Below are 10,373 nucleotides of genomic sequence, written 5' to 3' on the forward strand. Positions count from 1 at the left end.
GCCTCTTTCGGCTCAGGCACGGGCGGGCTCCCGCCGCGCGATCCGACCGCCCGGCGTCCGGCATTCGGAGCCGCGCTTCGATGCGGGCCGGACCGTACGGCTGAGATCGAGATCGGCGAACAGCAGGCCCTCGACACCTTCGTCCAGCGGCGGCGCGAGCTCCAGGCCGCCGGGGCCGAAGATCCGGGTGACCCCGCCGCCACCGCGCAGCAGGCGACGGTCCGGCAGTCGCGCGTCGACGACCTCCCAGCCCGCCACCGGCACCACGGCGACGGGCGCGAGCACGTAGGTCGCGCCGTCCATCGCGTAGCGCACGCTGGCCGAGGTGTTGAGTTCCGGGCCCCATTCCTTGCCCTCGCCGTAGTACACCGTGAAGCCCGACCAGGCGGCGACGTGGATCTGTTCGCGTTCCTCCTGCAGCCGGGCGCGTAGCGCGGGACGCAGGTGGTCGGCGCCGCCGAGGACGCCGATCCGGCCGAGGGCGGTGTCGCGGACCAGCAGGCTCTCGTCCTCGGCCCCGCGGAACACGGTGCGTTCGAGACCGGTCGGCTCGCCTTTGCGGGCGATCGAGATCTCGCCGTCGGCGTCGACGATCGCCTGCGACATGTACACCTCGCGCCCCGACCGCTCGGCGAAGCCGATCGAGACGTGGATACCCCTGCGTCGCGCGGCATAGGCGATGGCGCGCAGTTCGGGACCCTCGGCGGTCAACGCGTTGGCCAGGTAGCGCGCGAGGAACTCCTCACCCCAGTCGACGGAGTTGAGCCACATCCACCACGGGAAGCCGGGCAGGAAGGTCTCGGGAAAGGCGACCAGGTGCGCGCCCCCGTCGGCCGCCGCTTCGATCAGCTCGATGGCCTGTTCGACCCCCGCCGCGAGATTCAACCACTTCGGCTCTGCTTGCACCGCGGCTACGCGTACGCGACCAGACATCTGTTCCCCTTGTCGCTCAATCCGTGAAAAGTGCTCGATTCACTCTCTCGCAGTTCGCGACGACACAAACTGTCATGGCGTGCCAGGCCACTGACCGTCCGTGCCAAACCGGGCGGCTATTCCACAGCGAACGGCCTGTCGCAATACTTCACCCGGCGCGGAATTCTCCCGGAGCCATCCCGAATTCCGCGCGAAAGACCCGATAGAACTGGCGTTCCGCCGTGAATCCGGCTGCCGCCGCCACTTCCTCGATTCGCATTCCACCGTCCCGCAGAAGGTGACAGGCATGTTCGAGTCGCATTGTCAGCAATCGGCGGGCCGGACTCTCCTCGCCCTCGAACAAACGGTAGAGGGTCCGCCGCGAGATGGCGAAGCGGTGCGCGACCGCGTCGACGGTGAGATCGGCGTCGGCGAATCGGCGCCGCATGAACGCGATGATCCTGGCGCGGGTGAGTTCGTCGGCGCTCGAACCCCGCGGCAGCGACCCGGCCGCGAGCGACAGCGCCGACGCCATCATTCCGACACCGTGGGTGGCCAGCTCCTCGGCCACCGCGGGATCGGTGCGCTGCACCCGCGCCAGGCCGCGGAAGTAGGAGCCGACCGCGGCGGCCGGATGGTCGGGACCGAGCGCGATCGCCGAGGGAATCCGGCCGACGGGAGCGCCGACGGCCTCCAGCGCCGCGATCGGCACCTGCACGACGACCTTGTCGAACTCCTCGTCGATCTCCCACAGGTACGGCCTCGCGCTGTCGTAGAACACCATGCTGCCTGCCTCGACATGGGCGCTGCGGCCGTCCTGGTGCATGATCCCGCGACCACCCGCGTAGATGCTGGCCAGGATGTAGCGGTCCGTGGCGCCGCTGATCAGGCGCGGGGTCCGGCGCACGGTCTGCGCGGCCGCCTGGACCGAGGTGACCAGCAGGCCGTCGAACTCCGTCGCGGTGATGCGGCCGCCGAACCGCTCGGCGGTGTGCGGAGTCACCGCCAGGGGGATGTAGGTCTCGCACATCAGCGATTCCCAGCGTTCGATCACCCGCTGAGACGGCTGGTAGGGGCCGGTGCGGACGCTGACCGTGCTATGACGAGACATCACGGCCGCCGTTCATGCCGTGTGGCGGCTGATCTCGCCGCGCTCTGGTGCGGTGGCGGCGGCCACCCGGTATTCACCCGGAGTCATCCCGGTCTCGACCCGGAAGGCGCGGAAGAAGTGCCGTTCGGAGGCGAAGCCCGCGGCGTGCGCGACCGCGGCGGTCGACCGTTCCGTGTCGAAGACCAGCATGCCGCGGGCGCGTTCGACCCGCATGCGCCGCAGTACCGCGCTGAGGCCCTCCCCCGGATCGTCGAACAGCCGGTAGAGGCTGCGTCGCGAGGTCAGGCACGCACGGGCGATCATGTCGACCGTCAGGCCGGGGTCGGTGCAGTGCGCGCGCATGTACGCGAGCACCTGCTCACGGGTGAGTGCCTGCGCGGACTCACCGCTCGGACGCGCGCCGCCTGCGAGGGTGATCGCCGAGGCCAGCAGCCGCACCCCGTTGTCGGCGAGCACGGTGGCCTGGCCGGGAGCACTCTGGTGGATTCTGGCCAGGTCGCGCAGGAAGGTGGCCACCACGCCGCCGGGGCTGTCGGCGGACACGGTGGTCGCGGTGGGCAGCGCGGCGCGGTCGAGTGCGAGGTATTCGTCGAGCAGGGCGAGCGGGACCCTGGCCACGACCTGTTCCCAGGCGCCCTCGAGATCCCAGTGGTAGGTGCGGGTGGTGTCGTAGAAGACCATGTCGCCCGGGCGCACCACCGCGATGCGGCCGTCCTGGTGCAGCCGGCCGAATCCGTCGGTGAGAATACTGACGAACAGGAACTCGCCGTCGGTGCCGGCGATGCCGCGCCGGGTACGCCGGATGCGTTGCGCGCTGGCGCCCACCGTCGACAATTCGAAGCCGGGCAGACTGCCGCGCACGATCCGTCCGTGGAACGACGGATCCGGCGCCGGCTCCACCGCCAACGGAACATAACTTTCGGAAAGTAGCGATTCCCACTGCGCGAAAGCCTCGCCGTCCCGCAATTCGGGGCCGTCCCGCAATGTCAGCTCGACGAGCGGATCCGACGATGTCACGCCACCCACCCCGCTTTCCTGCTGTCGACCAGCAAACCCCGGGCGTCCGAGGTATCGCCTCTTACTTGGGGTTCGACACTGCCAGATTCCCGGTGGTATCGCCAGCGAATCCGGCACACCGAACCCTTTCCGGATACCTTGAATATTCAACTCGGCCCAGCTTCCGGCGGTGATTCGACACCCGGCGCGGATCGGCAGTTGTGATACTCCTCACCAGGCATCGGGCCCGCGCACGGGCAGTCGTCGGCGCTCGGCGAACGGCTCGGCGATTTCCCCGCGATCATCCATCGTGCCACGAGGCCGTCGCGAACGGCCGCTCGCCCGGCCCCGACGCGGCGTGTGGCGGCCGGGATGGAACGCGGTGCCGTCCAGCAACTTTCACGCACGCGTGGTCAGCGGGCCGCCGGACGCCGCAGGCGGCCGAGCGTCCGGCGGCTCACCGCGCGCAGCCGTACGGCGGGCGCCGACGGTCCCGCCAGCAACGCGGCGACCACCGCCAGCGCGCCGATCAGCGCGGTCACCCCCGCGTCGACGCGCAACGGGTGCAGCACCGTGTCGTAGACGGCCCGCGCGACGCCCTCGCGCGCGGGGACCCGCTCGAGATAGATCGACCGCGCGATCAGCAGCGACACCGCGAGCACCGCCATCGCCACCACCACGCCCACACCGAGGGCGATCACGGTGTACCGCCGAAACCCGTTGCCCGCCACCAGGATCGCGCCGAGGGCACAGGCCAGTGCGGCGAGGGCGACCGCGATCGCACCGCGATCCAGGATCCGCACCGCCCGCTGGGCCCGCGCCAACTCCGGCGAGTCGACGATCACGAACTCGGTGCCGAGCGCGAATTCCCGCTCCGGCAGCACGAAGCCCCGGCTGTCGAGTTCGTCGCCGATCTCGGCCAGCATGGGGTCCAGCGAGATCGCGATGACGCCGGGGGCGTCGGTACGCACCACCTCGCTGTCAACCCCCGTGAGCGCCGCGACCGCCCCGCGGTGCGCCTGCCGGTTCGCCGCCGTCCACAGGCGCGGGAAGGCGTCGCTGTGGACGAGGGTGCGCGCGGCGTCGGCGATCAGGTCCTCGGTGTAGGTGCCGAGCACCGAGGACAGGTTGCGCAGCGTCAGCGCGACGAGGGGGTTGCGCTCGTCGGGGTCGCGGATCGCCTGACCGAGATCGGCGGCCGCCCCCGCGACATCGATGCGGGCGAGAACGGCCTCGGTCAGGGTGTCGGCGACGGCGGACTGGATCGCCGGGTCGGCGGCCAGCGGCGCCACCGTGTCGACGTAGCGATCGGTGTCGAGAACCTGCGCGCGCAGGTATCCCGCGACCACGGCGACGAGCGTGAGCAGCGCGGTCGCGACGACCAGCAAGACGACGGCTATTCGCCGATGGAGCGGGATACGGCCACCAGAATCACCTGTCATCTGCCCGGCTTTCTCGCTGACGTCGAGTCGGGCCATCGTATCCCCGCCGGTCGGCGCGGGCGCGCTAACTTCCAGCGGCTAGTCGCCGCAGCATCCCGCCGCGGGCAGCGTCCTGGTCTCCCTGGTCTGGGCGTTGCGAGCGGCGAGGTCGGCGTCGGCCGGGTAGTCGACGCGGACCAGACTCAAGCCGTGCGCGGGCGCCACCGTCACCGAACTGGACCGCTCCGACTCGGTGAGCAGGCTCGCGACCCACTCGGGCGTGCGGCGCCCCTCCCCCACCGCGAGCACCGCACCGACCAGGCTGCGCACCATCGACCAGCAGAACGCGTCGGCGCTGACATGGGCGTCGAGCCGCTCGCCGTCGCGCACCCAGTCGAAGCGCTGCAGCTCGCGCACGGTCGTCGCGCCCTCGCGGCGGCGGCAGAACGCGGCGAAATCGTGCAGGCCGAGCAGGTGCCGCGAGGCGGCGCGCATCGCCTCGAGATCCAGGCCGGGCTTGGCGGCGACGACACTGCGCGCCGACAGCGGCTCGGCGCCGAAGCGGGCGGTGGTCAGCCGATAGACGTAGTGGCGGCGGATCGCGGAGAAGCGGGCGTCGAACTCCGCCGGGGCGGGTGCGACGTCGGTGATGCGGACGTCCTTGGGCAGGAATCGCGCCATCCGGTACAGCAGTTTGTCGGCGTCGAGCTCACCGGTGGTGTCGAAGTGCGCGACCTGGCCCTCCGCGTGCACGCCCGCGTCGGTGCGCCCGGCGACGGTGAGCTGGATCGGCTCACGGAACACCTTCGACAGCGATTCCTCCAGCGTGCCCTGCACGGTCCGCAGACCCGGCTGCCTTGCCCAGCCGGTGAAGTCGGTGCCGTCGTAGCTGATTCCGAGCCGCACCCGGAGCGATTCGCGCTCGTCCATCGTTTCCTCCGCGCCTGATGTCACTGGCGAAAGAACGAGCCCGTCACCCACGCGGGGTGACGGGCTCGGCCGGAAGCCTGAAAAATCAGGCGTCCTTCTTGTCCTCGGTGGCCTCGTCGGCGGCCGGGGCGTCAGCCGCGGTCTCCTCGACGACGGTCTCCTCGACCTCGGCGGCCGGGGCGGCCTCGGTCTTCTGCGACGCGGCGACGCGACGGGCACGGTCGGCCTCGTTGGTCACGGTCTTCTCACGGACGAGCTCGATGACGGCCATCGGCGCGTTGTCACCCTTGCGCGGCAGCGCCTTGGTGATGCGGGTGTAGCCACCCTCGCGACCCTCGAACGAGGGACCGATCTCCGCGAACAGGGCGTGCACGACGTCCTTGTTGCGGATGACCTTCAGCACCTCGCGACGGTCGGCCAGCGTGCCGCCCTTCGCCTTGGTGATGATCTTCTCGGCGTAGGGGCGCACCGCCTTGGCCTTGGCCTCGGTGGTCGTGATGCGACCGTGCTCGAAAAGCGCCGTGGCCAGGTTGGCGAAGATCGCCTTCTGGTGCGACGCCGACCCGCCGAAGCGGGCACCCTTCTTGGGCTTGGGCATTGGATTCTCCTTGGGAAAGATCGTCCGGGGTGCCCCCCGAAGATCTAGAGCTGTTCGGTCTCGGCGTAGTCCTGCTCGCCGCCGTCGGTGTCACTGAAGGTGCCGGAATCGCTCCAGGTGCCGGTGCTCGCGTCGTAACCCACCACGGAGGACGGGTCGAACGAGGCGGGCGAGTCCTTCAGCGAGAGGCCGAGCGCGTGCAGCTTGACCTTGACCTCGTCGATGGACTTCTGGCCGAAGTTGCGGATGTCCAGCAGGTCCGACTCGGTGCGGGCGACGAGCTCGCCCACCGTGTGCACACCCTCGCGCTTGAGGCAGTTGTAGGACCGGACGGTGAGGTCCAGATCCTCGATCGGCAGACCGAAGGAGGCGATGTGATCCGCCTCGGCCGGGCTGGGGCCGATCTCGATGCCCTCGGCTTCGACGTTGAGCTCACGGGCCAGCCCGAAGAGCTCGACCAGGGTCTTACCGGCCGAAGCCAGCGCGTCCCGCGCCGTGATGGAGTTCTTGGTCTCCACGTCGAGGATGAGACGGTCGAAGTCGGTGCGCTGCTCGACACGGGTGGCCTCGACCTTGTAGGTCACCTTGAGCACCGGGGAGTAGATCGAATCCACCGGGATCCGGCCGATTTCCGCACCGGTCGCCTTGTTCTGCACGGCGGGCACGTAACCGCGGCCCCGCTCGACGACGAGCTCGATCTCGAGCTTGCCCTTGTCGTTCAGGGTGGCGATGTGCATGTCCGGGTTGTGCACGACGACGCCGGCGGGCGGCACGATGTCACCGGCGGTGACGGTGCCAGGGCCCTGCTTACGCACGTACATGGTGACCGGCTCGTCCTCTTCGGAGGACACGACCAGACCCTTGAGGTTCAGGATGATGTCGGTGACATCTTCCTTCACACCGGGAACGGTGGTGAACTCGTGCAGGACACCGTCGATGCGGATGCTCGTGACCGCGGCCCCCGGAATGGAGGACAGCAGGGTACGACGCAGCGAGTTGCCGAGGGTGTAACCGAAGCCCGGCTCGAGGGGTTCGATGGTGAACTTCGAGCGGTTCTCCGCCACAACCTCTTCGGTCAGTGTCGGACGCTGGGAAATCAGCATGAGGATCTACTTCCTGTCAGGGCGTCCGCTATTTGACGCCTAATCAGTGATTGCAGGGGCCGCCGCACAGTGCGGCCCCTACCTCGAAACGCTTACTTCGAGTAGTACTCGACGATGAGCTGTTCCTGCAGCGGCACATCGATCTGGGCACGCTCGGGGAGCTGGTGCACCAGGATCCGCAGGCGGCCGGGGACGACCTGCAGCCAACCGGGAACGGGACGCTCGCCCAGGGTCTCGCGCGCGACCTGGAACGGCAGGGTCGGCAGCGACTTCTCCTTGACATCGATGATGTCGTACTGGGAGACCTGGTAGCTGGGCACGTTCACCTTGACACCGTTGACGGTGAAGTGACCGTGGCTGACCAGCTGACGAGCCTGGCGACGGGTACGGGCCAGACCGGCGCGGTACACGACGTTGTCCAGACGCGACTCGAGCAGACGGAGCAGGTTGTCGCCGGTCTTACCCTTGAGGCGGTTCGCCTCTTCGTAGTAGCGACGGAACTGCTTCTCCATGACGCCGTAGGAGAAGCGAGCCTTCTGCTTCTCCTGCAGCTGCATCAGGTACTCGGATTCCTTGATCCGCGCGCGGCCGTGCTGGCCGGGCGGGTAAGGACGACGCTCGAACGCCTGGTCGCCTCCGACGAGGTCGACGCGCAGACGACGCGACTTGCGGGTGATGGGGCCTGTATAACGAGCCATTTTTCGCTAAATCCTTTCCCGCTAGACGCGACGCCGCTTGGGCGGACGGCAGCCGTTGTGCGGCTGCGGGGTGACATCGGAGATCGAGCCCACTTCCAGGCCGGCGGCCTGCAGCGAACGGATCGCGGTTTCGCGGCCCGAACCCGGGCCCTTCACGAACACGTCGACCTTCTTGACACCGTTCTCCTGCGCCTTGCGGGCAGCGTTCTCGGCGGCGAGCTGCGCGGCGAACGGGGTGCTCTTACGCGAACCCTTGAAGCCGACGTGACCCGACGACGCCCACGAGATGACATTGCCCTCGGGGTCGGTGATCGAGACGATGGTGTTGTTGAACGTGCTCTTGATGTGCGCGTGGCCGTGCGGGATGTTCTTCTTATCCCGGCGACGCGACTTCTGAGTCTTCTTCGGGCCAGCGGCCCGGCTCTTCGGAGGCATACGCTATCCCTACTTCTTCTTGCCGGCGACGGTCTTCTTCGGACCCTTGCGCGTACGCGCGTTGGTCTTGGTGCGCTGACCACGAACGGGCAGGCCACGACGGTGGCGGATGCCCTGGTAGCAGCCGATCTCGATCTTGCGGCGAATATCGGCCTGGACCTCGCGGCGCAGGTCACCTTCGACCTTGAACTCCGACGCCTCGATGTAGTCGCGGAGCTTGGTCAGGTCGTCGTCGCTGAGATCCTTCGAGCGCAGGTCCGGGCTGACGCCGGTCTGAGCCAGGATCTCGGTGGCGCGGGTGCGCCCGATTCCGAAAATGTAGGTCAACGCGATCTCCATGCGCTTCTCGCGCGGGAGATCGACGCCCATCAGACGTGCCATGTGGCAGGTTCCTTAGTGGTTGCGGAGGTCTGCTCCCTGTCCGTCCCCCCGTCTTGAAGGTGGGGGCACCGGCCTCCGTACCGGTGGTTGGCGCGCACAGCCTGCGTGCGTGCTGGAGCTGGGAGTTCTTCTTTTCGGTCAGTCCGATCAGACGATCGGTGCCCGGTGGTGAGGCTGGATCAGCCCTGACGCTGCTTGTGGCGCAGGTTGTCGCAGATCACCATGACTCGCCCGTGACGGCGGATCACCTTGCACTTCTCGCAGATCTTCTTGACGCTCGGCTGAACCTTCACGTCCGTCCAATCTTTTCTTGGTTCACAACGGTCTGTGAACACAGTTTTTCCCCAGCCGACGACTGGGGAAGTCTTTGTAGCGCGCTCCGGCTGGGCCGGAACACCAGGCGACGCCGCGTGCGCTCAGGCTCGCGGCGTCAGGCAGGCATCACTTGTAGCGGTAGACAATCCGGCCGCGGGAGAGGTCGTACGGCGACAGCTCGACGACCACGCGGTCCTCCGGAAGGATGCGAATGTAGTGCTGCCGCATCTTTCCGCTGATGTGCGCGAGAACCTTGTGACCGTTCTCGAGCTCGATCCGGAACATCGCATTGGGCAGCGGCTCGACAACTCGACCCTCGACCTCGATGGCCCCGTCTTTCTTCGCCATATCCTCCGCGATCCCGGTTATGCTTCTAACCTGAGTTGGATTGCCTCGTAGCTGCTCGCTGACATGCGAGCAGTCGGCGCATGGGTGCACCGCCGCTCAAGCTTACCGGTCCGGACCTCCAGAGGCAAAAACGCCCCGAACCGTACACCGGTCCGGCGGTCTCGTCCGCCTGGACCGCCCGCCGCCGCGCCGGGGTTGTCGCGTAAACTCACCGACGTCCAGATGTGGGTCGAGGAGATCGGGGGACCCTGGTGAGCGGAGCGCACCGGTGAGCCGCAACAACGACAGCCTCCCCATGTTGCCGCCGTGGCTGTCGGAGAGCGAAGTCACACAGAGTGGTTACGAGGCACCGGTCGAGAACCTGCCCCAGGACGACCTGATCGACGAGGCGCCCAAACGCCGCCGCTTCATGGGTCGCGGCGGAAACGACGACGCCAAGAAGGACAAGCGCGGCCGCCGTCGCAGGTCCGAGGACAACGCGAGCGAGGCGCAGGCCACGCCCGCCGAGCAGTCCGGTCGCCGAGGCGCCGACCGATCCGGTTGGGGTGCCGACGCGGCCAACCCACTCGATTCCGCTGATCAGCGGCTGCCCGAGTACCAGTCCCGGCAGGGACAGCAGTCTCCCGGCCCGCAAGGGGGCCGGCCGTCGCACGATCCGGCGCGTCCCGATGCCGGTGTGTCCCAGCCCGGCGCGTCTTCTCCGCAGACCGGGACGAGTGGCGACCCGTCGGCGCACAGCAGCTTCCCGCAGACCGGTGATCCGTCGGCGCAGTCCGGGCCGGTCGGCTACCCGTCGGCCCCGAACCCCTACCCGCAGCCGGGCCCCACCGGCGGTTCCGCCGCAGGGCCGTTCTCTCAGCCGGGCACGATCGGGGCAGGCCCGTCGGCGCCGACCCCGCAGTCGGGGCCCGCCGACGCGCACAGCTCGTTCCCCCATGCGGGCACGATCGGGTCCGACCCGTCGAATCCGTACTCGCAGTCCGGACCCGGCGGACCTTCCGCGTCGGGTCGAACCGGTGATCCTTCCGCACCGGGGCCCTTCTCCCAGTCGGGGACCACCGGCGGTCACGCCGCGCCTGGCCCTTTCTCTCAGCAGGGGCCCACCGGTGGACCTTCCGCACCCGG

General features: G+C 68.6%; 12 protein-coding genes and 1 pseudogene. 1 reads left to right on the forward strand and 12 read right to left on the reverse strand.

Annotated elements, in window-relative coordinates; genetic code table 11:
• Positions 1 to 12: 12 nt before the first annotated feature.
• From AB0H56_RS09755 to infA, 12 genes are all read right to left on the reverse strand, one after another.
• Positions 13 to 933, reverse strand: a complete 921-nt coding sequence (locus AB0H56_RS09755; protein ID WP_357159837.1) for a nitrilase-related carbon-nitrogen hydrolase — start codon at positions 931 to 933, stop codon at positions 13 to 15.
• Between the two features lie 148 nt (positions 934 to 1,081).
• Positions 1,082 to 2,023 (reverse strand): AraC family transcriptional regulator, encoded by a 942-nt coding sequence (locus AB0H56_RS09760; RefSeq protein WP_357159840.1) that lies wholly within the window; start codon positions 2,021 to 2,023, stop codon positions 1,082 to 1,084.
• 12 nt (positions 2,024 to 2,035) lie between these two features.
• Entirely contained in the window at positions 2,036 to 3,040 is a 1,005-nt protein-coding gene (locus tag AB0H56_RS09765; RefSeq protein ID WP_357159843.1) for a helix-turn-helix domain-containing protein, read from the reverse strand.
• 392 nt (positions 3,041 to 3,432) lie between these two features.
• The gene (locus AB0H56_RS09770) at positions 3,433 to 4,461 is read right to left on the reverse strand and encodes a hypothetical protein (RefSeq protein ID WP_357159850.1); all 1,029 of its coding nucleotides are present in this window, start codon (positions 4,459 to 4,461) and stop codon (positions 3,433 to 3,435) included.
• Between the two features lie 78 nt (positions 4,462 to 4,539).
• Positions 4,540 to 5,370, reverse strand: a complete 831-nt coding sequence (gene truA, locus AB0H56_RS09775) for a tRNA pseudouridine(38-40) synthase TruA (RefSeq protein WP_357159853.1) — start codon at positions 5,368 to 5,370, stop codon at positions 4,540 to 4,542.
• 85 nt (positions 5,371 to 5,455) lie between these two features.
• On the reverse strand, positions 5,456 to 5,968 hold the full coding sequence (gene rplQ / locus AB0H56_RS09780) for a 50S ribosomal protein L17 (protein WP_232996690.1): 513 nt from the start codon (positions 5,966 to 5,968) through the stop codon (positions 5,456 to 5,458).
• Positions 5,969 to 6,012: 44 nt separating this feature from the next.
• Positions 6,013 to 7,071: a DNA-directed RNA polymerase subunit alpha gene (locus AB0H56_RS09785; protein WP_022567324.1), complete on the reverse strand. Its 1,059-nt coding sequence runs from the start codon at positions 7,069 to 7,071 to the stop codon at positions 6,013 to 6,015.
• 92 nt (positions 7,072 to 7,163) lie between these two features.
• Positions 7,164 to 7,769 carry a 30S ribosomal protein S4 gene (gene rpsD / locus AB0H56_RS09790; protein WP_110037139.1) on the reverse strand — a complete coding sequence of 202 codons (606 nt, stop codon included), beginning with the start codon at positions 7,767 to 7,769 and terminating at the stop codon, positions 7,164 to 7,166.
• Between the two features lie 21 nt (positions 7,770 to 7,790).
• On the reverse strand, positions 7,791 to 8,204 hold the full coding sequence (rpsK, locus tag AB0H56_RS09795) for a 30S ribosomal protein S11 (RefSeq protein ID WP_019045110.1): 414 nt from the start codon (positions 8,202 to 8,204) through the stop codon (positions 7,791 to 7,793).
• A gap of 9 nt (positions 8,205 to 8,213) precedes the next feature.
• The gene (rpsM, locus tag AB0H56_RS09800) at positions 8,214 to 8,585 is read right to left on the reverse strand and encodes a 30S ribosomal protein S13 (protein ID WP_019045109.1); all 372 of its coding nucleotides are present in this window, start codon (positions 8,583 to 8,585) and stop codon (positions 8,214 to 8,216) included.
• A gap of 179 nt (positions 8,586 to 8,764) precedes the next feature.
• Positions 8,765 to 8,878, reverse strand: coding sequence for a 50S ribosomal protein L36 (gene rpmJ, locus AB0H56_RS09805; RefSeq protein WP_011207363.1), 114 nt, complete (start codon positions 8,876 to 8,878; stop codon positions 8,765 to 8,767).
• Positions 8,879 to 9,026: 148 nt separating this feature from the next.
• Positions 9,027 to 9,248, reverse strand: coding sequence for a translation initiation factor IF-1 (gene infA / locus AB0H56_RS09810; RefSeq protein ID WP_003418601.1), 222 nt, complete (start codon positions 9,246 to 9,248; stop codon positions 9,027 to 9,029).
• A gap of 268 nt (positions 9,249 to 9,516) precedes the next feature.
• On the opposite strand from infA, the pseudogene AB0H56_RS09815 reads away from it, so the two are divergent.
• Positions 9,517 to 10,373 (forward strand): annotated as a pseudogene (locus AB0H56_RS09815) (hypothetical protein); the annotation flags it as partial.

Origin of the sequence: Nocardia sp. NPDC050717 (assembly GCF_040654275.1) — a bacterium.
Classification (GTDB): domain Bacteria; phylum Actinomycetota; class Actinomycetes; order Mycobacteriales; family Mycobacteriaceae; genus Nocardia.

Coding starts and splice junctions, on each gene's coding strand:
- rpsM (WP_019045109.1), bottom strand. CDS start 8,585: ATGGCACGTCTGATGGGCGTCGATCTCCCGCGCGAGAAGCGCATGGAG.
- rpsD (WP_110037139.1), bottom strand. CDS start 7,769: ATGGCTCGTTATACAGGCCCCATCACCCGCAAGTCGCGTCGTCTGCGC.
- AB0H56_RS09770 (WP_357159850.1), bottom strand. CDS start 4,461: ATGACAGGTGATTCTGGTGGCCGTATCCCGCTCCATCGGCGAATAGCC.
- AB0H56_RS09760 (WP_357159840.1), bottom strand. CDS start 2,023: ATGTCTCGTCATAGCACGGTCAGCGTCCGCACCGGCCCCTACCAGCCG.
- truA (WP_357159853.1), bottom strand. CDS start 5,370: ATGGACGAGCGCGAATCGCTCCGGGTGCGGCTCGGAATCAGCTACGAC.
- AB0H56_RS09755 (WP_357159837.1), bottom strand. CDS start 933: ATGTCTGGTCGCGTACGCGTAGCCGCGGTGCAAGCAGAGCCGAAGTGG.
- AB0H56_RS09785 (WP_022567324.1), bottom strand. CDS start 7,071: ATGCTGATTTCCCAGCGTCCGACACTGACCGAAGAGGTTGTGGCGGAG.
- rpsK (WP_019045110.1), bottom strand. CDS start 8,204: ATGCCTCCGAAGAGCCGGGCCGCTGGCCCGAAGAAGACTCAGAAGTCG.
- rplQ (WP_232996690.1), bottom strand. CDS start 5,968: ATGCCCAAGCCCAAGAAGGGTGCCCGCTTCGGCGGGTCGGCGTCGCAC.
- infA (WP_003418601.1), bottom strand. CDS start 9,248: ATGGCGAAGAAAGACGGGGCCATCGAGGTCGAGGGTCGAGTTGTCGAG.